Origin of the sequence: Streptomyces sp. NPDC048197 (assembly GCF_043202395.1) — a bacterium.
GTDB classification, from domain to species: domain Bacteria; phylum Actinomycetota; class Actinomycetes; order Streptomycetales; family Streptomycetaceae; genus Streptomyces; species Streptomyces siderophoricus.
Map to the genome: position 1 here is coordinate 26,060 of NZ_JBIDAJ010000032.1, position 20,855 is coordinate 46,914.

At 70.9% G+C, this 20,855-nt stretch carries 15 protein-coding genes; 5 read left to right on the plus strand and 10 right to left on the minus strand.

Annotated elements, in window-relative coordinates; translation table 11 throughout:
• Nucleotides 1-3 precede the first annotated feature (3 nt).
• The 5 genes from ACGF4C_RS30860 to ACGF4C_RS30880 form a co-directional block, all read right to left on the minus strand.
• On the minus strand, nt 4-993 hold the full coding sequence (locus ACGF4C_RS30860) for an ABC transporter permease (RefSeq protein WP_393570620.1): 990 nt from the start codon (nt 991-993) through the stop codon (nt 4-6).
• Nucleotides 986-1,909, minus strand: a complete 924-nt coding sequence (locus ACGF4C_RS30865) for an ABC transporter permease (RefSeq protein ID WP_030412226.1) — start codon at nt 1,907-1,909, stop codon at nt 986-988. The genes ACGF4C_RS30860 and ACGF4C_RS30865 overlap by 8 nt, the downstream gene beginning before the upstream one ends.
• A 24-nt stretch (nt 1,910-1,933) precedes the next feature.
• Nucleotides 1,934-3,556 (minus strand): ABC transporter substrate-binding protein, encoded by a 1,623-nt coding sequence (locus ACGF4C_RS30870; RefSeq protein ID WP_393570623.1) that lies wholly within the window; start codon nt 3,554-3,556, stop codon nt 1,934-1,936.
• A gap of 298 nt (nt 3,557-3,854) precedes the next feature.
• Complete coding sequence (typA, locus tag ACGF4C_RS30875; RefSeq protein WP_201801693.1) at nt 3,855-5,759, minus strand: translational GTPase TypA; 1,905 nt, start codon at nt 5,757-5,759, stop codon at nt 3,855-3,857.
• A gap of 203 nt (nt 5,760-5,962) precedes the next feature.
• Nucleotides 5,963-8,353 (minus strand): ABC transporter family substrate-binding protein, encoded by a 2,391-nt coding sequence (locus ACGF4C_RS30880; protein ID WP_393570625.1) that lies wholly within the window; start codon nt 8,351-8,353, stop codon nt 5,963-5,965.
• Nucleotides 8,354-8,760: 407 nt separating this feature from the next.
• On the opposite strand from ACGF4C_RS30880, the gene ACGF4C_RS30885 reads away from it, so the two are divergent.
• The 5 genes from ACGF4C_RS30885 to ACGF4C_RS30905 all read left to right on the plus strand — a co-directional run bounded on the left by ACGF4C_RS30885 (nt 8,761) and on the right by ACGF4C_RS30905 (nt 14,390).
• Entirely contained in the window at nt 8,761-9,060 is a 300-nt protein-coding gene (locus ACGF4C_RS30885; RefSeq protein WP_393570627.1) for a hypothetical protein, read from the plus strand.
• Nucleotides 9,061-9,164: 104 nt separating this feature from the next.
• The gene (locus ACGF4C_RS30890; protein ID WP_393570629.1) at nt 9,165-9,992 is read left to right on the plus strand and encodes a hypothetical protein; all 828 of its coding nucleotides are present in this window, start codon (nt 9,165-9,167) and stop codon (nt 9,990-9,992) included.
• Between the two features lie 83 nt (nt 9,993-10,075).
• Nucleotides 10,076-12,019, plus strand: coding sequence for a fumarate reductase/succinate dehydrogenase flavoprotein subunit (locus ACGF4C_RS30895; RefSeq protein ID WP_393570631.1), 1,944 nt, complete (start codon nt 10,076-10,078; stop codon nt 12,017-12,019).
• The gene (locus ACGF4C_RS30900; RefSeq protein WP_393570633.1) at nt 12,016-12,834 is read left to right on the plus strand and encodes a succinate dehydrogenase/fumarate reductase iron-sulfur subunit; all 819 of its coding nucleotides are present in this window, start codon (nt 12,016-12,018) and stop codon (nt 12,832-12,834) included. The genes ACGF4C_RS30895 and ACGF4C_RS30900 overlap by 4 nt, the downstream gene beginning before the upstream one ends.
• A 140-nt stretch (nt 12,835-12,974) precedes the next feature.
• Nucleotides 12,975-14,390, plus strand: coding sequence for an amidohydrolase family protein (locus ACGF4C_RS30905; RefSeq protein ID WP_393570635.1), 1,416 nt, complete (start codon nt 12,975-12,977; stop codon nt 14,388-14,390).
• Nucleotides 14,391-14,424: 34 nt separating this feature from the next.
• Here the strand turns inward: ACGF4C_RS30905 and ACGF4C_RS30910 are convergent, their stop codons facing one another.
• From ACGF4C_RS30910 to ACGF4C_RS30930, 5 genes are all read right to left on the minus strand, one after another.
• Entirely contained in the window at nt 14,425-17,112 is a 2,688-nt protein-coding gene (locus tag ACGF4C_RS30910) for a SpoIIE family protein phosphatase (RefSeq protein WP_393570694.1), read from the minus strand.
• A 171-nt stretch (nt 17,113-17,283) separates the two neighbouring features.
• A complete protein-coding gene (locus ACGF4C_RS30915) occupies nt 17,284-17,745 on the minus strand; it encodes an ATP-binding protein (protein WP_037807863.1) in 462 nt (153 codons plus the stop codon).
• A gap of 341 nt (nt 17,746-18,086) precedes the next feature.
• Nucleotides 18,087-18,512: a (deoxy)nucleoside triphosphate pyrophosphohydrolase gene (locus ACGF4C_RS30920; RefSeq protein ID WP_393570637.1), complete on the minus strand. Its 426-nt coding sequence runs from the start codon at nt 18,510-18,512 to the stop codon at nt 18,087-18,089.
• 50 nt (nt 18,513-18,562) lie between these two features.
• A complete protein-coding gene (locus ACGF4C_RS30925) occupies nt 18,563-18,742 on the minus strand; it encodes an SPOR domain-containing protein (RefSeq protein WP_030412215.1) in 180 nt (59 codons plus the stop codon).
• Nucleotides 18,743-19,006: 264 nt separating this feature from the next.
• Nucleotides 19,007-20,710 (minus strand): APC family permease, encoded by a 1,704-nt coding sequence (locus ACGF4C_RS30930; RefSeq protein WP_393570640.1) that lies wholly within the window; start codon nt 20,708-20,710, stop codon nt 19,007-19,009.
• Nucleotides 20,711-20,855 lie beyond the last annotated feature (145 nt).

The window sequence follows — 20,855 nt, forward strand, 5'->3', positions numbered from 1 at the left end:
TCCTCAGCGCAACTTGGGGTCGAGGGCGTCGCGGACCGCGTCGCCGAGCATGATGAAGGCCAGGACGGTGATGCTCAGCGCGCCCGCGGGCCACAGCAGCATGTGCGGGGCGCTGCGGATGTAGGTGGAGGCCGTGGAGATGTCGATGCCCCAGGAGACGGTCGGCGGCTTCAGGCCCGCGCCCAGGTAGGACAGCGTCGCCTCCAGCGCGATGTACGTACCGAGCGCGATGGTGGCGACGACGATGACCGGGGCCACCGCGTTGGGCGCGATGTGCCGCAGCAGCAGCCGCCGGTTGCTCGCGCCCAGCGCCCGCGCGGCCTGTACGTAGTCGTTCTGCTTGGCGGTGACGACCGAGCCGCGGGCGATCCGGGAGACCTGCGGCCAGCCGAGCAGCACGATGAAGCCGACCACCGGCCAGACGGTGGTGCTGGTGACGACGGAGAGGAAGACCAGGCCGCCGAGGATCACCGGGATGCCGAAGAAGATGTCGGCGAGCCGGGAGAGCAGGGTGTCTCCCCAGCTGCCGAAGAAGCCGGCCAGCCCGCCGAGCAGGCTGCCGAGCAGCGCCGCGCCGGCGGTGGCGCAGACGCCGACGGTGATGGAGGCCCGGGCGCCGTAGACCACCCGGGTGTAGACGTCCCGGCCCTGGGTGTCGAAGCCGAAGGGGTGGCCGGGCTGGGAGCCCTGCTGCGCCTTGGCGAGGTCGGCGCGGTACGGGTTGCCGGTGGCGATCAGCTGCGGCCAGATCGCGATGACCACCAGGAAGACGATGACCAGCGCGGAGAGCACGAAGACCGGGTTGCGGCGCAGATCGTGCCAGGCGTCGCTCCACAGGCTGCGGGGTTTGCCGACGGGGGCGCCGGGCGGGCCGGCGGTCGGCGGTGCGGCGGACGGCCGGCGCTCCAGCGACTCCGCCTCGCCGATGGCCAGCGCGGCGGTGCCGCCGTCGCCGTGGCCGATGGCTTCCTTGGGGACGTAGGGCTCAGGCATAGCGGATCCTCGGGTCGAGGACGGCGTACAGCAGGTCGACGAGGAGGTTGGCGAGCAGGAAGACCAGGACCAGGATCGTCACGAAGCCCACCACGGTCGGTGAGTTCTGCCGCAGGATGCCCTGGTAGAGCTGGAATCCGACGCCGTGGATGTTGAAGATCCGCTCGGTGACGATCGCGCCGCCCATCAGGGCGCCGATGTCGGTGCCGATGAAGGTGACGACCGGGATCAGCGAATTGCGCAGCAGATGGCGGGTGATGACGCGGTGCCGGGGCAGGCCCTTGGCGAGCGCGGTGCGGACGTAGTCGGCGCGGACGTTCTCGGCGATGGAGGTACGGGTCAGCCGGGTCACGTAGGCGAGCGAGACCAGCGCCAGCACCAGCCCGGGCAGCAGCAGTTCGTTCAGCGGCGCCTCCGGGGCGACGGACGGCGCCGCCCAGGCCCATCGCACGCCGAACACGAACTGCAGCAGATAGCCGCTGACGAACGTCGGGACGGACACCACGACCAGCGACAGCAGCAGCACGCCGGTGTCGATGCCCCGGCCGCGCCGCAGCCCGCTGAACACCCCCAGCGTGATGCCCACGAGCATTTCCAGCACGATGGCGACCAGGGTCAGCCGGAGCGTCACGGGAAAGGCCGACGCCATGAGTTCGGTGACCGACTGCCCGTTGAACGCGGTCCCGAAATTCCCCTGGAAGATCTGGCCCATGTAATGCAGGTACTGCTTTCCCAGTGGCTGGTCGAGATAGAGGTCGCGGCGGATCTGCGCGGCGGTGGCGGGGTCCGGCGCCCGGTCGCCGAACATGGCCGCGACCGGGTCCCCCAGGGCGTACACCATGAAGAAGATGAGGAAGGTGCTGCCGATGAACACCGGGATCATCTGCAGCAGCCGCCGGACCACATAACGCCCCATGCGCGCCCCGCCTCTCTCGTCCTGTCAGTTGACCGTGATCGCGTTGTAGACCGGCACGCTGAACGGATTCAGGGAGACATGACTGATCCGTTCCGAATAGCCGCCGCTGCCGTTCTGGTACCACAGCGGGATCGACGGCATCTGCTGCGCGAGGATCTTCTCCGCGTCCTGGAAGGTCGCCACGGCCTTTGCCCGGTCCGTCGCGGCGTTCGCCTCGTTCACCAGCTTGTCGAACCGCTTGTCGCTGAACTTGCCGTCATTGGCGGAGCCGTTGGTGTAATACAGCGGCTGCAGGAAGTTCTGGATCAGCGGGTAGTCCATCTGCCAGCCGGCCCGGAACGGCCCGTTCATCGCCTTTGCCGAAATCTTGTTCCGGAAGTCGGCGAACGTGCCGACCGGATCGCCCACACAGGCCCGGTCGTTGCCCAGCGACCGGTTGATGCTGTTGCAGATCGCGTCGATCCAGTCCTTGTGCGACCCGGTGTCCGCGTTGTACGCGAGGGTCATCCGGCCGCCCGGCAGCCCCCCGCCCTCCTTGATCAGCTGCCGCGCCTTCGCCGGGTCGAACTCGCAGGCCGCACCGCACAGCCCGGCCCGGTAGCCGCCGTCCGCGCCCAGCACGGGCGAGGTCCAGTCGGTCGCCGGGGTGCGGGTGTTCTCGAAGATCTCCTTGGTGATCTGCTGCCGGTCGATGGCCATCGACAGCCCCCGCCGGACCTTGTCCGACCCCGGCCGCGACCATTCCTTCCGGTACATCGGAAAGGTGAGGGTCTGAATGATCCCGGCCGGCTGGTTGATGTACCGGCCGCCCAGGTCCGATTTCACATGCCGCAGCTGCGAGGCCGGCACATCGTCCACCAGGTCCAGATTCCCCGCCTGCAGATCCGTATAGGCGGTGTTGTTGTCCGTGTAGACCCGGAGATCGATGCCCCCGTTACGCGCCGGATCACTGCCCGGGTACTTGTCCCATTTCCGCATCCGCAGCACGGACCCCTTCTCGTAGGAGTCCACCAGATACGGCCCGTTCCCCACCGGCTTCTGCAGCCAGCCGCCGTGGTCGGTGAAGAACGCCCGGGGCAGCGGCATGAACGCGGAATAGCCGAGGGTGTCCGGCCAGCTGGAGAATTTCTGGTTCAGCCGGACGGTGAAGGTCTTGTCGTCCTTGACCACCAGCCCGGACAGCGTACGGGCGGTGGGCTTCCCGTTCTCCGGATGCACCCGGTCGAAGCCGTCGATGTACTGGAAGAAGGGCGCGTTCTTCTGCTTGTTGCCGATGAAAGCGCCGTAATTCCAGGCGTCGACAAAGGACTTGGCGGTGACCTTCTCCCCGTTGCTGAAGGTCCAGCCCGGCTTCAGGGTCACCGTGAAGTTCTGCGAATCCGCGGTCTCGATCCGCTCCGCGAGCACGTTCTCCGCCGCACCGGTCGTCGGGTTGTACCGCTTGAGCCCCCGGAACAGCATTTCCAGGACCTTCCCGCCCTGGACCTCATTGGTGTTCGCCGGCTCCAGCGGGTTCTGCGGATCCCCCCAGGAAGCACTCACCACGCCGGCCTGGCCGGCGTTCCCCCCTCCACAGGCGGTGGCCGCCAGCGCGACGGCCGCGGCGAGGGCGCAGGCCCCCCACTGCACGCGCCCGCGTCCGCGCATGACGCCTCCTCAGGTTCACGATCACGCCTAGCCCACATAAGATCGCAAACCGGGACGTACCGCACGTCAGCGACGGCCATCGCTACTCCGATTGCCCCACGCCCGACAAAGGGAAAGGCCGGTGGGGGTGCACGTGAACGATCACGTGCACCCCCACCGGCCTCAATTCACCCACTCACGGGAGGGGCCGCGCCGCAGGACGAAGTCCGGAGGAGCGGCACCGCACCCGACACTCCACGCCCGCCGCAGGCGCAAGGGCGAGCAACAACCGCGGCGGGAGAGCCAGGTACGTGGGGGGTTACCGCTTGGCGCGCGACGCCGTGCGCCCGCGCTCCTTCTGGTCCAGGACGACCTTGCGGATGCGCACGGCCTCCGGGGTCACCTCGACGCACTCGTCGTCGCGGCAGAACTCCAGGGACTGCTCCAGCGACAGCTTGCGCGGCGGCACGATCGCCTCGAAGGAGTCGGCGGAGGAGGAGCGCATGTTGGTGAGCTTCTTCTCCTTGGTGATGTTGACGTCCATGTCGTCGGCGCGGGAGTTCTCGCCGACGATCATGCCCTCGTACACCTCGGTGCCCGGGTCGGTGAAGAGCACACCGCGCTCCTGGAGGTTCGTCATCGCGAAGGCGGTGACGGAGCCGGCGCGGTCGGCGACCAGGGAGCCGTTGTTACGGGTCTGGAGGTTGCCGAACCACGGCTCGTGGCCCTCGTGGATGGAGTGCGCGATACCGGTGCCGCGGGTGTTGGTGAGGAACTCCGTACGGAAGCCGATCAGACCGCGGGACGGGACGACGAACTCCATCCGGACCCAGCCCGAGCCGTGGTTGGACATGTTGTCCATCCGGCCCTTGCGGACACCCATGAGCTGGGTGACGGCGCCCATGTGCTCCTCGGGCACGTCGATGGTCATGCGCTCGACGGGCTCGTAGGTCTTGCCGTCGACCTGCTTGGTGACCACCTGCGGCTTGCCGATGGTCATCTCGAAGCCCTCGCGGCGCATCTGCTCGACCAGGATGGCCAGCGCCAGCTCACCGCGGCCCTGCACCTCCCAGGCGTCGGGGCGCTCGGTGTCCAGCACGCGCAGCGAGACGTTACCGATCAGCTCGCGCTCCAGACGGTCCTTGACCTGGCGCGCGGTGACCTTGCGGTCCTTGACCGCGGCCTTGGCGTCCGCGCCCTTGCCGGTGCCACCACGGCCGACCAGCGGGGAGGTGTTGGTGCCGATGGTCATCGAGATCGCGGGCTCGTCGACCGTGATCAGCGGCAGCGCGATCGGGTTCTCCGGGTCGGCCAGCGTCTCGCCGATCATGATGTCGGGGATACCGGCGACCGCGCAGATGTCGCCCGGGCCGGCCTTCTCGGCGGGCTTGCGGGTGAGCGCCTCGGTCATCATCAGCTCGGTGATGCGGACGTTGGAGATCGAGCCGTCGCGCTTGATCCAGGCGACGTTCTGGCCCTTGCGCAGCTCGCCCTGCTCGACGCGGAGCAGCGCGATGCGGCCGAGGAAGTTGTCCGCGTCGAGGTTGGTGACGTGCGCCTGCAGCGGGGCGGTCTCGTCGTACTCGGGCGCGGGGACGTGCTCCAGCAGCGTGGTGAAGAACGGCTCCAGGTTGGTGCTGTCGGCCGGGACCGTGCCGTCCTCCGGCTTGGTCAGCGAGGCGACGCCGTCCCGGGCGCAGGCGTAGACGATCGGGAACTCGATCTGGTCCTCGTCCGCGTCGAGGTCGAGGAAGAGGTCGTAGGTCTCGTTGACGACCTCGTCGATGCGGGAGTCCGGGCGGTCGGTCTTGTTGATGCACAGGATGACCGGCATCCGGGCGGCGAGCGCCTTGCGGAGCACGAAGCGGGTCTGCGGCAGCGGGCCCTCGGAGGCGTCGACCAGCAGGACGACCGCGTCGACCATCGACAGGCCGCGCTCGACCTCACCGCCGAAGTCGGCGTGGCCGGGGGTGTCGATGATGTTGATCGTGATGGGCTCCCCGCCGTCCTTGGGGTGATACTTCACCGCCGTGTTCTTGGCGAGGATCGTGATGCCCTTCTCACGCTCCAGGTCGTTGGAGTCCATCATCCGGTCGTCGAGCTTCTCGGCGGCGTGCTCGGCGAACGCGCCGGCCTGCTTGAGCATGGCGTCGACGAGGGTCGTCTTGCCGTGGTCGACGTGGGCGACGATGGCTACATTACGAATGTCGTGGCGCGTGGGCACTAGCGGTGCTTCTCCCGGAATCGTGGATGGCAGCGCGTACGGACCGGTACGCGCGCCCGCCGGGCATGAAGACGCCACGGCCTCACCCCATGGTACGGGGCTGGGGCGACAAAGGCCGCCCCAGCCCGTACACAGCACCGCTGACCTGCGCTTCCCTTTCGAAAAGAGGGGTTGCGCGGGGTCTTCCGGGGGCTTCCCGGGTCCTATTTCTGGTAGCCGATGTCCTGGAAGCGCGGGGTGGCGAAACCGAAGGCGCCGACGTTGGCGAGCGACTTCTTCGTGGCCACCAGCTCGGGCCGCTGGTAGAGCGGGATCGAGCCGGCGGCCGCCCAGATCCGGGCGTCGGCCTGCGCCACGAGCGTGCGCGCGGAGTCCTCGTCCAGCTCGGAGGCGGCCTGGTCGAAGAGCTGGTCGATGTGGTCGGTGCCGACCCGGGTGTAGTTCTGCTCGACGGTCAGCGAGCCGTCCGGCGCCGGCTGCGGCTTGGCGTAGATCGGCCGGGCGTCGGTGGCCGGGTAGGCGGTGCCGGGCCAGGAGTACAGCGCCAGGTCGTAGTCGCCGGAGGCCACGTGGTCCTGGAAGTAGCTGGCGTCGGAGACCCGCTGCAGGGAGGTCTGCACGCCGATCTTGGCGAGCATCGCGGCGATCCGGCTGCCCACAGTGCGCAGCTGCTCGGAGGCCGCGCCGTCGGGGAGCACGAAGCGCAGGGTGAGCGGCTTGCCGTCCTTCTTGAGGGCGGGGCCGCGGGCCGCCGCCTTGTCACCGGCCGGCGGGGCGGCCAGCGGGGCGTCGAAGGAGCGCGGGACTGCGGCGTGCTCGGCGCCCGGGTGGCCGCCGGATCCGGGCAGGTCGTGGCCCTGGCCGGTCTCGATCACCTCGGCGGCGCTCAGTGCCTGGGCGGCGCGCTTCTTGTACCGCTTGTACTTGGCGTAGGCACCGGAGGCGGTGTCGCCGTCGGCGTCCTCCTTCTCGGCGGCGGCCGCGTCCTTGTAGAAGGCGGCGCTCTGCCGCAGCAGGGCGGCCTGCTGGACCTCGGAGCCGACCGCGCCGGTGAAGGACAGCGGGGCGTTTGCCGCGGCGGGCCGGGCGCCCGCCTCGTGGTCGCCCTTGGCGGGGCCGACGGCCTGTGCGGGGACCGGGCGGCCGGGGTTGCGGCCGTCGGCGGCACCGTCGGCATCCGGGTCGTAGCCCCCCTCGTCGCCGTCCCCGTCGTCCGCGCGGTCGTCGGCGCGCTCGTCCTCGTCCTCGTCGCCGTGGTCGCGGGTGCCGAGCCAGCCGCCGGGCGCGGGGGCGCCGGCCTTCTCGCCGGCCTGCTGGTGGCCGGCGCCGTCGGGCTTCCAGCCGGCGTCGGCGAGCAGCGCCTTGGCGGCGCCGGTGTCCTGGTCGCCGAGCGCGTCGCTGTGGTCCTCGTAGCCCGGCTGCCCGGCCATCAGCAGATGGCTGCCGAGCGGCTTGGACGGCAGGTCGAGCGGCTTCAGCACGGTGTCGGCGAGGGCCTGCCGGTCGATGGCGCGGGCCACCGCGCGGCGCACCCGGTCGTCGGCCAGCGGGCCGCTGCTGCCGTTGAGGGCGAGCTGGGTGTAGGCGGGCTCCAGGGCCTTGTGGATGACGTAGCCGCGCAGCGCCTTGCTCCCGGCGGCGGCCCTGGTGCCCGGTCCGGCCGCCCGGCCGGGCTGCGGGCCCGCGTTGCCGTCCGCCTTTCCGGCCGCCTCGACGCGCTTGGCGGCGGCCCGGTCGACGGCGGCGACGTCGATGGAGCCGTCGGCCAGTGCCGCGGCCCGCTTGTCCGCCGGCAGCGCCTGCAGCACGATCTTGGCCAGCTTGGCGCGGGCGCCCCACCACGAGGGGTTGCGGACCAGGACGACCCGCCCCTCGTCGGCGTCGCGCTTCTGCACCAGGAACGGGCCGGCGCCGACCTGGAGCCGCTCGCGCACCCCGTCGTTGAAGGCGTTGGGGCTGCCCATCACGCTCTGCGGGTAGAGCGGGGTGAACAGCGAGCGCCAGTCGGCGTAGGGGCGGGCGAAGGTGACCTTGACCTCGTGGGCGCCGGCGCCCTGTTCGACCTTGCCGATCCGGTCGTAGCCGGCATTGCGGGCGGTCCAGAACGCGTTGTCCTTGCCGCGCAGCGCGGTCCACTGGGCGATGAAGTCCGCGGCGGTGATCGGCTTGCCGTCGCTCCACCGCGCCTTGGCGTTGATCTTGTACGTGACGACCTGCTTGGGGTCGCGGGCGCTGACGTCGGCGGCGTCGAGGTAGTCGGCGTTGCGCTGCGGGGTGCCGTTGGCGTCGACGGTGAACATGCTGGGCAGCACGGCGCCGGTGATCCGGGCGGTGGTGGCGTCGGCGTCGGCCTGGAAGGCGTTGAAGGTGCCGGGCATCGCGTCGACGGCCCAGCGCAGGGTGCCGCCGTCCTTGAGCTCGCCGCGCGGCGCCGGGGCGATGTCCTGGGACGCCTCGGCGGACGCCTCCCGGTCGTCGCTGCTGCATCCGGCCAGGGCCGGCAGGGGGAGCAGCACCCCCGCCGCGACGAGGGCGGCACAGCGGCGTCTGCGGCCCGCCGTGCGGCGGCCTGAGGGGTGGTCGTGGTCGGTCATGACGGTTACCTCCGGGCTCGCCCGCGCCGCGCCGAGCACCGCGCTGGTGCTGACCGGCGCACCACGTTCGGCCGACTTTGCGGCTCATCACATCTATGGCATCCCTACTGAAGGCGACCGGAGGCGGACCGGCATCCCGACACGGCGACCGCCCCGCCAAGGCCACCCGCCCGGCCCAACATCAGGCCCGTACGGCGGAGTGGAGGCCGGCGCACGAGGGGGGCGCGCGGGGCGCCGTATCCGCCGTTTCCCGCAATGGCGTTCGACCCCCGCCGCGGCGCATGGGTTCCGAAACGCACCGGTTCGAGTCGTAGTCGCGTTGGACCCCTTCCCAAGCCCTACTGTGACGCGCGACACTCTCGGGCGCATGAGATCGCCCAGCACACCTTCAAAAGTGAGGGCACGTTATGTCCCTTCAGGACGAATTGACGGCGGTTGAACGCAACCTGGACGACCTGGTCCGGTCGGTGGGCAGGCTCGAGGTGCGGCTCGGCGGCGGCCTGGACATCCGCCGGGTCCGGAGCGACACCGACCACCTGCGGCAGAGCCTGGCCCTGCTCAAGCAGAGCGCGACATGCGGACCGGCCGCCCGTGGGCAGGCCGTCGCGGCCGAGATGGTCACGATCTCCGACGCGCCCTACAACTCCGCGCTGTGGGCCGGTGCCGACGACGAGGGCCTCGGGTCGAGACACGGGCACGCCCCCTAAAGAGGACCGAGCCGCAGGAGGAGACCTCCCCCTGGGCACCTTCCCGTCCGCCCCTCATCCCGCCCCGCCGCGCCCCGACGGAGCGCCCTTCACGGAGACCGACGTTGGCCACTGGCACCGAACCCACCTCACCGACGGGCACGACCGGCGTGCACACCCCGTCGCGCGCCGCCATCCCGGCCCGCCATCTGCGGACCGACCGCTGGTGGCTGGCACCGGCCATCACCGCCGCCGGGCTGCTCGCGTTCATCGTCTACTCGACCTGGCGGGCGTTCGCGAACGCCGACTACTACAGCGCGCCCTACGTCTCGCCGTTCTACTCGCCGTGCCTGGCGGAGAACTGCCACACCATGCGCGGCGGGCCCAACTGGGAGATCTTCGGGAGCTGGTGGGGCCTGTCCCCGGCCCTGCTGATCCTGATCTTCCCGCTGGGCTTCCGGCTCACCTGCTACTACTACCGCAAGGCCTACTACCGGGGCTTCTGGGCCTCGCCGCCGGCCTGCGCGGTCGCCGAGCCGCACAAGAAGTACACCGGCGAGACCCGGTTCCCGCTGATCCTGCAGAACATCCACCGCTACTTCTTCTACTTCGCGGTGCTGGTGGCCGGCGTGCTGACCTACGACACCGTGCTCACCTTCCGCGACGAGCACTACGCCTGGGGCCACATGGGCCTGGGCAGCCTGGTGTTCCTCGCCAACATCGTGCTGATCTGGGCGTACACCCTCTCCTGCCACTCCTGCCGGCACATCGTCGGCGGCCGGCTGCGGCATTTCTCCAAGCACCCGGTGCGCTACCGGCTCTGGGGCTGGATCGGCAAGCTCAACGAGCGGCACATGCTGCTCGCCTGGTCGTCGCTGATCAGCGTGGCGCTGGCGGACTTCTACGTCTTCCTGCTGGCCAGCGGGGCGTTCGCGGACCCGCGCTTCTTCTGACACGGCGCGCCCCGAACCCGTACCCCTCCCCCTCAACAACTCCTGTTCCTACGACAGTTCTCCAAGGAAGGTTGTGCCCCCCGATGGCGCATGTGGACCGGCAGACATGGGACGTGGTCGTGGTGGGCGCGGGCGGCGCCGGACTGCGCGCCGCCATCGAGGCCCGCGAGGCAGGCATGCGGACGGCCGTGATCTGCAAGTCCCTGTTCGGCAAGGCCCATACGGTGATGGCCGAGGGCGGTATCGCGGCCAGCATGGGCAACGCCAACGAGCACGACAACTGGCAGGTCCACTTCCGCGACACCATGCGCGGCGGGAAGTTCCTCAACCACTGGCGGATGGCCGAGCTGCACGCCCGGGAGGCGCCGGACCGGGTCTGGGAACTGGAGACCTGGGGCGCGCTCTTCGACCGGACGCCGGACGGCCGGATCTCCCAGCGCAACTTCGGCGGCCATGAGTACCCGCGGCTGGCGCACGTCGGCGACCGCACCGGACTGGAACTGATCCGCACCCTCCAGCAGAAGATCGTCTCGCTGCAGCAGGCGGACGAGAAGGAGTTCGGCGCGTACGACGCCCGGCTGAAGGTCTTCCAGGAGTGCACGGTCACCCGGGTCCTCAAGACGGATGGCAAGGTGTCCGGCACCTTCTGCTACGAGCGGGAGTCCGGCCGGTTCTTCGTGCTGGAGGCGCCCGCGGTGGTGCTGGCCACCGGCGGCATCGGCAAGTCCTTCAAGGTGACGTCGAACTCCTGGGAGTACACCGGCGACGGGCACGCGCTGGCGCTGCTGGCCGGGGCACCGCTGATCAACATGGAGTTCGTGCAGTTCCACCCGACCGGCATGGTCTGGCCGCCGTCGGTCAAGGGCATCCTGGTCACCGAGTCGGTGCGCGGGGACGGCGGGGTACTGCGCAACAGCGACGGCAAGCGCTTCATGTTCGACTACATCCCGGACGTCTTCAAGGAGAAGTACGCCGAGACCGAGGACGAGGGCGACCGCTGGTACGAGGACCCGGACCACAACCGCCGCCCGCCCGAGCTGCTGCCCCGCGACGAGGTCGCCCGGGCCATCAACGCCGAGGTCAAGGCGGGCCGCGGCTCCCCGCACGGCGGGGTCTTCCTGGACGTCTCGACCCGGATGCCGGCCGAGGTGATCAAGCGCCGGCTGCCGTCGATGCACCACCAGTTCAAGGAGCTGGCGGACGTCGACATCACGGCGGAGCCGATGGAGGTCGGGCCGACCTGCCACTACGTGATGGGCGGGGTGGACGTGGACCCGGACACCGCGGCGGCGACCGGCGTACCGGGGCTGTTCGCCGCCGGTGAGGTGGCCGGCGGCATGCACGGCTCCAACCGCCTGGGCGGCAACTCCCTCTCCGACCTGCTGGTCTTCGGCCGCCGGGCGGGTCTGTACGCGGCCGAGTACGTGACCGGGCTGACCGCGCGGCCGGCGGCCGATCCGCTGCAGATCGACGCCGCGGAGGCGGAGGCACTCCGTCCGTTCAGCGCCGAGGGCGAGGAGCGGGAGGGCGCCGCCGAGCGCGGCCCGGCGGAGAACCCGTACACCCTGCACCAGGAGCTCCAGCAGGCGATGAACGACCTGGTCGGCATCATCCGCAAGGAGAGCGAGATGTTCGAGGCGCTCAAGCGGCTGGCCGATCTGCGGGTGCGGGCCCGGCGGGCCGGCGTCGAGGGCCACCGGCAGTACAACCCGGGCTGGCACCTGGCCATCGACCTGCGGAACATGCTGCTGGTCAGCGAGTGCGTGGCGCGGGCGGCGCTGGAGCGCGAGGAGAGCCGCGGCGGGCACACCCGCGACGACCACCCGGCGATGGACCGGAGCTGGCGCAACATCAACCTCGTCTGTGAACTGGCCGATCCGCAGGGCGACGCCCGGGCCGCCGACCCGTCGCTGGGCCAGATCCGGCTGGCCCGGCGGGAGACCCCGCCGATCCGCCGCGATCTGCTGGAGCTGTTCGAGAAGGACGAGCTGGCGAAGTACCTGACCGACGAGGAGCTGACCCGGTGACCGAGCAGCAGAGCGCGCAGCACGTGGCGGAGCAGCCGGGCGCGTCCGGCACCTACCAGGCGCACTTCCGGGTGTGGCGGGGCGACACGGACGGCGGAGGGCTCGCGGACTTCACGGTCGAGGTGCACGAGGGCGAGGTGGTGCTCGACATCATCCACCGGCTGCAGGCCACCCAGGCCCCGGACCTCGCGGTCCGCTGGAACTGCAAGGCGGGCAAGTGCGGTTCGTGCAGTGCGGAGATCAACGGCCGGCCGCGGCTGATGTGCATGACCCGGATGTCGGTGTTCGAGCGTACGGAGACGATCACGGTGACGCCGATGCGGGCGTTCCCGGTGGTGCGGGACCTGGTCACCGACGTCTCCTTCAACTACGCCAAGGCCCGGGAGATCCCGGCGTTCGTGCCGCCGCCGGAGCTGGGGCCGGGCGAGTACCGCATGCAGCAGGAGGACGTCGGGCGCTCGCAGGAGTTCCGCAAGTGCATCGAGTGCTTCCTGTGCCAGGACACCTGTCATGTGGTCCGGGACCACGAGGAGAACAAGGCGGCGTTCGCCGGTCCGCGGTTCCTGATGCGGATCGCCGAGCTGGACATGCATCCGCTGGACGCGGCGCCGGAGTCCGGCATCGACCGCAAGCGGACCGCGCAGGACGAGCACGGGTTGGGTTACTGCAACATCACCAAGTGCTGCACCGAGGTCTGCCCCGAGCACATCAAGATCACCGACAATGCGCTGATCCCGCTCAAGGAACGCGCCGCGGACCGGAAGTACGACCCGCTGGTGTGGCTCGGGAACAAGATCCGGCGCCGCACCGAATGACCGCCGCACGGCCGGACACACCCGCCTCTCAGGCCCGACATGTCCGCCCAACTGCCCCTACATAACCACTTACTGACGAGGCATCAAATGGCCTGATCTCACCTCCCGGCGCGCTCTTGTCAACGCGGTATAAAAACGGAATGAATTTTCCGAAACTGAGCCGGCGCCGGGTCCTCGCCGGTATCGGCGGCGTGCCGCTGGCGGCCGCGGCAGGGGTACCGGCGCGCGGCCGGGAACGTCCCGGAAGGCCGGTCGAGGCGCCGGGCGGCAGACGGACCACCCTGCTGCGCGGCGCCGACCTCGTCCTGACCATGGACCCGGAACTCGGCGACGGCCCGCTGGGCACCCTGGAGGACGGCGTCGACGTCCTGCTCGAGGACGGCACGATCGCCGCGGTCGGCCGGAAGCTCGACGCGCCCGCCGGCGCCCGGATCATGGACGCCGGCGGAAAACTCGTCCTTCCCGGCTTCGTCGATCTGCACAACCACCTGTGGCAGTCGAGCATCCGCGGCGGCTGCTCGACCCAGGACCTGTACGGCTGGCTGGCCGGCTGCAACCGTGCCACCCTGCCGAAGATCGACCCCCAGGACATGTACCGCTTCGTCCACCTCGCCGCCCTCGACGCCCTCCAGGCGGGCGTGACCACGCTCGTCGACTGGGTCCACCCCATCCCGTACGACACCGGCGAACGCTACGTCCGGGCGCTGGACGACGCCGGTCTGCGGTTCGTCTACGCCGCCACCCAGGGCACCGCCGACCTCGACCTCATCCCCCGGGTCAAGAAGGACTTCCTGGATCCGCTGCCGCTGGCCTCCGCACAGGTGTCGGTGCACGCCGGGATGTCCGCCCGCAAGGAGCTGCGGCAGTTCCACGAGCTCGCCCGGGACCTCGGGGTGATGCTCAACTCCCACGTCCTGGAACACCGCGACGACCGCAAGGACGACCCGATCCGCGCGCTGCGCGAGGCCGGTGCGTTCGGCCCGGACCTGCTGATGAACCACGCGATCCACCTCACCGACGAGGAGATCGCGCTGACCGGCGCACACGACGTCCGGGTCGCCCACTGCCCGCTCAGCAACATGCGGCTGGCGTCCGGCATCATGCCGCTGCCGGCCCTGCACCGGCACGGCGTACGGGCCGGGCTGGGGCACGACGGCGGCACCAACGACACCTCGGACATGTTCAACGTGATGAAGGCGGCGGTCGGCCTCCAGCGGGCCCGGCACGAGGACGCGTCGGTCCACCCGACGATCCCTGCGGTGCTGCGGATGGCGACGCTGGGCGGCGCGGAGTGCATCGGCCTGGCGGACCGGGTCGGGTCGCTGACACCGGGCAAGCGCGCCGATGTCGTCGTCCTGGACCCCGGCACGCTCAACTTCGCCCCGCGCTTCGACTGGACCAGCCAGATCGTGCTCAACGGCCAGCCGCCGAACGTCAGCGAGGTCTTCGTCGACGGCCACCTCCGCAAACACCAGGGCCGACTGGTCCACGTCGACCCGATCCACGTCGTCCACGAGGCGGAACGCGCGGCGGCCCGCGTACGGGGGGCGGCGTAAGGGGGCGGCCGGTCCCCAGGGGGCCGTACGCCCCTCAGAAGAGGCTCAGCAGGGCTTCCGTCGGGTCGGGGGCCGTGGACTCGCCGTCGGGCAGGGCGAGTTCGAACCAGACCGTCTTGCCGCGTGGCGTACGGCGGCTGCCCCAGCCCTCGCTCAGCAGGCCGACGAGCTGCAGCCCGCGGCCGCCCTCGTCGGTGTCGCGGGCGCGGCGGCGGCGCGGCTGGGCGAGGTCGGCGTCCCAGACCTCGCAGACCAGCGTGCGGTCCAGCAGTAGCCGCAGCCGGATCTCGCCGTGGCCGTGCCGGAGGGCATTGGTGACCAGCTCGCTGACCAGCAGCTCCGTGGTGTCGACCAGGCCCGCAAGGCCCCAGTCCGTCAGCTGGTCGCGGGCCAGTTCGCGGGCCCGGGCCACCGAGCGGGCCTCCGGCGCGAGGCTCCAGTCGCCCACCGCGTCCTTGGGCAGCCCGTGCACCCGGGCCATCAGCAGCGCGATGTCGTCCTCGCCGTGCGAGGTGTCCAGGGCGCTGAGTACGTGGTCGCAGGCGTCCTCCAGCGGGCGGTCGGCGCCCGACAGCGCCCGGCGGAACGCCTGCAGCCCCTCGTCCAGCGGGTGTTCGCGGGACTCGACCAGTCCGTCGGTGTACAGCGCGAGCAGCGCCCCGTCCGGCAGCTCGACCTCGATCTCCTCGAACGGTTCACCGCCCACCCCCAGCGGCATCCCCGGCGGTACGTCGAGCAGCAGCGCGTCCTCGCCCTCCTCGACGAGCACGGGCGGCAGGTGCCCGGCGTTGGCGAACGTGGCACGCCGGGTGACCGGGTCGTAGACCGCGTAGACGCAGGTGGCGAGGTAGACCTCGGAGAGGTCGGCGGTGCGGGCGGAGCGCCTCGACTCCGCGGCGGAGGCGGCGGAGCCGGCGGTGCCCGAACGGCCGCGCGGGCCGCGGCCCCCCTTGGTGCGGCCGTCGCCGCTGCCGCCGAGCCCGCGGGCGATCTCGTCGAGCGCGGAGAGCACCTCGGCCGGTTCCAGGTCCAGCAGGGCCAGGGTCCGTACGGCGGTGCGCAGTTCGCCCATGGCGACGGCGGCGCGCAGTCCGCGGCCCATGACGTCGCCGACGACCAACGCGGTGCGGTGGCCGGGGAGTTCGATGACGTCGAACCAGTCGCCGCCGACCTCGGTGGCGGTGGTGCCGGGCAGGTAGCGGCAGGCGATGTCGAGGCCGGCCGCCTCCGGGTCGCCCGGCGGCAGCAGACTGCGCTGCAATATCAGGGCGCGTTCGTGTTCGCGGCGGTAGAGGCGGGCGTTGTCGATGCAGACCGCGGCGCGCGCGGCGAGTTCGACGGCGAGTGCGGTGTCGCGTTCGCCGAACGGTTCGCTGCCCTTCGTACGGGAGAACTGCACCAGGCCGACGACGGTGTCCCGGGCGACCATCGGGACGGCGAGGGTGGAGTGCACCACGGCGCCCAGCTCCGGCCCGTCGTCGCTCTCCCGGCCGGGGATGATCTGCGCCTGGGCGGTCCGCAGGGCGCCGGCGCAGGGGGAGTTGAAGGGGTAGCGGTGGACGGCGCCGACCGCGACCGGGCCGGGTGCGTCCGGCGGCTCGCAGCAGGGGGCCCCGGCGAGCGGGGCGTCGGAGACGGCGCTGGCGAAGGCGACCCGGCGGAGCTCGGCGCTGCCGTCGCTGGTGCCGGGCGGGGCCTCGTCGCCGGACAGCAGGCCCTGGTAGAGGTCCACGGAGGCCAGGTCGCAGAACTGGGGGACGGCGACGTCGAGGAGGGTGCGGGCGGTGGTCTCCAGGTCGAGGGAGTTGCCTATCCGGGCGCCGGCCTCGTTCAGCAGGGCGAGGTTGCGGCGGGCGTTGGCGGCCTCGCGCTCGGCCCGGCGCCGGCCGGTGACGTCGGCGGCGAGCGCGGCGACGCCGATGGGGCGGCCGCTGGCGCCGTGCAGCCGGTAGAGCGAGATCGACCAGCGGCGGCGCTCGTCCTCGCCGGGCACCGCGCCGACCAGCTGCATTTCGGTGACCGGTTCGCCGGTGTCCAGGACACGGCGCAGCGCGACGGTCATCCGCTCGGCCTCGGGGCGGGGCAGGAAGTCGTGCGGGGTGCAGCCGCGGTACTTGCGCGCCGGGCCGCCGAAGACCGTGGCGAAGCGTTCGTTGACGCGCAGCAGCTTCAGGTCCGTGCCGAACAGGGTGAAGCCCATGGGAGATTGACCGAAAACGGCCTGCGAGGCGGCGAGGTCGGTCTCGATGCCGCGCAGGGCCCGGACGTCCACGACGACGCAGACCGCGGCGCGTTCACCCGCTTCGTTGCGGGAGGGCATGACGTAGATCTCGGCGAGCCCGTCGGCCGGTCCGTCCTCGTTCCGGCGGTAGGGCACCAGGCCGGTCCACTCCCGGCCGTCGAGGATCTCGGAGACCTTGCGGCGCCCGGTTTCCCGCAACTCGCTGGGTACGAAGGCCGCTACGGGGTCCTTGCCGAGGGCGTAGCGGGCGGGGATGCCGAGCATCTGCTCGGCGCGCTCGCTCCACTGGTCGATGCGTCCGTCGGGTCCGAGGGAGAAGGAGGCCACCCGGATGTAGTCGTAGATCGATCCGGGGCGGCTGCTCTGCCAGACGGGCGGGCCCTGCGGTTCGCGCGCGTGCGAACGGGCACCTGGGCCGCCGGGGCCGTCCGCACCGCCCTGATCCTCGGCCTGCGCGGGTTCTGCCCCGCCAGATGTCATCTCGCTCACGAGCCCCGTCCCCTCCAGCTCATCGTGCCCGGACCGGACCAACCTGAGTATCCAGCACCTCGGCTATCCGGAACACGGTCTTCACGATCACAGCACAGTCTCGATCGCAGGCCATCGACGGAATGTCGATGAAATGGCAACGATCAGGACCCCACCTGTCTCCTAACCAGCCACCGACAGCTCGAACCACACTGTCTTGCCACTCTTTCCGCGACGGGTCCCCCAGCGCCGCGAACTGCAGGCGACCAGCTGCAATCCGCGTCCCCCCTCGTCGTCGGGGGCGGCGGTGCGCTCCTGCGGCGGGTCGGGCAGCGGATCGGAGACCTCGACCAGCAGCTCGCCGGCGCTCAGCAGGACCATGCGCACCCCGATCGGTCCGGTGGCATGGCGCAGGGAGTTGGTGACGAGCTCGCTGACGAGGAGTACGGCCATGTCGGCTGCGCCGTTCAGGCCCCAGTCGTTGAGCACCCGGCGGACGACGGTGCGGGCGGTGCGTACGGCGCCCGGATCGGCCGGGAAGCTCCATTCGGCGATCGGTGAACCGGTGGCCCTGCCGCGCTTGCGGGCGGGGCCGGGGCCGGGTGCCGGGACGCCTTCCGCTGCGCTGTCGCTCACGCCGATCACATCCCAGCCGAGGCATCCCCGTCGGATTACCCGCATTCAAGGGCTCAATCAGGACATACCCGATATCGAGGGCGAAGTACCGCCCGCAACCGTGCACTGTGGCACAAATGGCGCATATGACTGCGGTGCCGCGAGGGATGCCTGGTGGGCGGGCGTCCGTGCGCGACGGAGGGGCCGCGATGCGCCGGGCGTGCCGGCCGGCGGACGGACGACCACGCGCCCTGCGGGAGCCGCTCGGCGGCGTCACAGCACGGGCCGGACCGCTCGGCGCTCAGCGGCGTACCAGCACGGCCTCGGACCGCTTCAGCGCTCAGCGGCGTACGGGCACGGGCGCGGACCGTTCAGCGGCGGACGCCCGGGACCCCGGCGGCCGTGGCGGCCAGCCGTCGCATCGCCTCGGCCACCGCCGGCCGGTCCTGGTCCAGCCAGTCGACCTGCGCTTCCTCCCCGGGCCGCAGCCAGCGCAGCTCGTCGTGGTCCTGCAGCGGCTGCGGCACCCCGGACACCAGCCGCGCCGTCCACACCTGGAGGACGTAGCCGGGCCGCAGCACCCACTCCCCCGGGATGCGGTCCCCGATCTCGGTCCCGACGCCGAGCTCCTCGCGCAGCTCGCGCTCCAGCGCCCGCTCGGGCGTCTCCCCGTCCTCGACCTTGCCGCCGGGCAGCTCCCAGCGGCCGGCCAGCGCGGGCGGTGCGCTGCGCCGGGCGGCCAGCAGCCGCCCGCCTTCGCACACCGCTCCGCCCACCACTACGCGCACCGTCGTCATGCGCGGCAGCCTACGTCCCCCGTCCTCGTCCCGCTTCTGCGCGGCGTCCCTCAGGTCGTCGCACGATCGGCCTTCTCGACCACGTAGAGCCGCCGGCTGCCCCGGGTATCGAGCCGTTCGGCCACCCGCTCCGCCTCCGCTCGGGTGGCATAACGGCCCACGCGATACCGGTTGCCGCCTTCGTCCTGGCGGATGACGAGCCAGGGCAGCACGGCTCCGTTGTCGGTCATTGCGCCCCTCCGTCCGCCGGACAGCGCGCCGTGACGCGCCCCTCGTGTGCTGATGCCGAAATCGCAATCCGCATATGCCCGAGCGTACGCCCGACCTTTACTCAGCGGATATGGAATTACACAAAGAGATACCGAACCGGCCACCCGCGGGCCCCGGCGTACCGGGGCGGCCTGCGAGTGGCCGGTGGGGCCCGAAGGACTCGGGCAGGTGTGGTGATGAGGAGGGCGACCGGTCATCGGCCGCCCCGAGGACGGAAGTCCGGGTTACGCCCGCACGGACGCCTTGGCCTCCTCGGCCTCTCCCGTCCCGTCCGCCGCACGGCTCTCGGCCTCGGCGGCGAGCTCGCCCTCGACCGTCACCAGGGACGGGTTGCGCCAGGAGCTGCGGACGCCCCAGTAGTAGAAGGCGAGCGCGATCACGGCGACGAGGAGGATGTCCCAGCCCTCGGGCAGGTAGCCCTTGCCGCCGAAGTCCTTGCCGCCGAGGTACGACACGGCAGCCATGACCAGGAGGTACGCCACCATCCAGGCGCCGGCCTTCAGGTGCGGGACCAGCGCGGCCCACGGCTTGCGGCCCTGGGTGAGCGGCTTGCCGATCTCGTACCAGGCCCAGACGGGCAGGCCGACGGCCATGATCAGGATGACCTTGCCGGTCAGCGGCCAGCGGCCCCAGTAGAGGACCAGCGAGCCGAAGATCATCGCGATCGGCGCGATGACCGGCATGGCGCGGAGCTTGACCGGACGCTTGAGGTCCGGCGACAGCCGGCGCAGCGACATCACGGCGACCGGGCCGGTGATGTACGAGATGACCGTGGCGACCGAGACGATCTCGGCCAGCGAGCCCCAGCCGCGGAAGACCGCGAGGAAGAGGAACGCGATCACGAGGTTGAGCAGCAGCGCCGGGCGCGGCACACCGGTCTTCTTGTCCACCTTGCCGAAGACGCCGGGCAGGTGGCCGTTCTCCTGCACGCCCTGGATCATGCGCGAGGTGGTGGCGGCGTAGATCATGCCGGTGCCGGACGGCGAGACGAAGGCGTCCGCGTAGAGCAGCAGCGCGAGCCAGTTCAGGCCCCAGGCCACGGCCAGGTCGGCGAGCGGCGAGTTGAAGCCGAGGCCGGCCCAGCCGCCGTTGGCGCCCAGCTTGTCGCCGGGGACCGCCATCAGGAACGCGACCTGCAGCGCCACGTAGATGACCAGCGCGATGATGATCGACGAGACCACGGCCTTGGGCAGCGACTTGCCGGGGTTGCGGGCCTCGGCGGCGAGGTTCAGCGGGGACTGGAAGCCGTTGTAGGCCCAGACGATGCCGGAGACCGCGACGGCGGTGAAGACCGAGCTCCAGCCGTTGGGGGTGAAGCCACCGTGGTGCGTGATGTTGCTGGTGTCGAAGTGCGCCAGCATCAGGGCGCTGGCGGTCAGCACCGGGACGACGACCTTGAAGACCGTGATCGCGGTGTTGGTCTTCGCGAACAGCGTGATCGCGAACCAGTTGAGGAAGAAGTAGAAGATCAGCAGGATGCTGGCGAGCCCGACGCCGGTGCCGGTCAGCTCCTCGCCGTCGTAGAGCGCGTGCGCCCAGCCGAAGTCCCACGAGCTCATGTACTGGACGGAGGCGGTGGCCTCGCCGGGTATGACCGAAACGATGGCGATCCAGTTCGCCCACGCGGCGAGGTAGCCGGCGAGCGAGCCGTGCGAGTACTGGCCGTAACGGACCATGCCGCCGGCCTTCGGGAACATCGCGCCGAGCTCGGAGTAGGTCAGGGCGATGGTGAGTGCGACCAGCGCGCCGATGATCCAGGCGATGATCGCGGCCGGCCCCGCGATGGCGGCGGCCCGCTCGGCCCCGAAGAGCCAGCCGGAGCCGATGATGGACCCGAGACCAGTGGCGGTCAGGGCGATGGTCCCGAGGGACCGACGGTAATGCGAATGCGAACCCTGCTCCGCACCCGGGTTTTTCGTCGTGCTCACGTGCTGGTCTCCTGGTCTTCCCCCGTGCCGTGCACAAACTTCGCCATCGTAAGAGCGAATCCGAAGATCGGCTTCCCGCTCTCGGCCAAAAAAGCCGCCCAGTTGCGCCTGTGTGAGGTTTCCAACACCAAAATCCGGCCAACGT

Coding starts and splice junctions, on each gene's coding strand:
- ACGF4C_RS30860 (WP_393570620.1), bottom strand. CDS start 993: ATGCCTGAGCCCTACGTCCCCAAGGAAGCCATCGGCCACGGCGACGGC.
- ACGF4C_RS30865 (WP_030412226.1), bottom strand. CDS start 1,909: ATGGGGCGTTATGTGGTCCGGCGGCTGCTGCAGATGATCCCGGTGTTC.
- ACGF4C_RS30870 (WP_393570623.1), bottom strand. CDS start 3,556: ATGCGCGGACGCGGGCGCGTGCAGTGGGGGGCCTGCGCCCTCGCCGCG.
- ACGF4C_RS30880 (WP_393570625.1), bottom strand. CDS start 8,353: ATGACCGACCACGACCACCCCTCAGGCCGCCGCACGGCGGGCCGCAGA.
- ACGF4C_RS30885 (WP_393570627.1), top strand. CDS start 8,761: ATGTCCCTTCAGGACGAATTGACGGCGGTTGAACGCAACCTGGACGAC.
- ACGF4C_RS30895 (WP_393570631.1), top strand. CDS start 10,076: ATGGCGCATGTGGACCGGCAGACATGGGACGTGGTCGTGGTGGGCGCG.
- ACGF4C_RS30905 (WP_393570635.1), top strand. CDS start 12,975: ATGAATTTTCCGAAACTGAGCCGGCGCCGGGTCCTCGCCGGTATCGGC.
- ACGF4C_RS30910 (WP_393570694.1), bottom strand. CDS start 17,112: ATGACATCTGGCGGGGCAGAACCCGCGCAGGCCGAGGATCAGGGCGGT.
- ACGF4C_RS30920 (WP_393570637.1), bottom strand. CDS start 18,512: ATGACGACGGTGCGCGTAGTGGTGGGCGGAGCGGTGTGCGAAGGCGGG.
- ACGF4C_RS30925 (WP_030412215.1), bottom strand. CDS start 18,742: ATGACCGACAACGGAGCCGTGCTGCCCTGGCTCGTCATCCGCCAGGAC.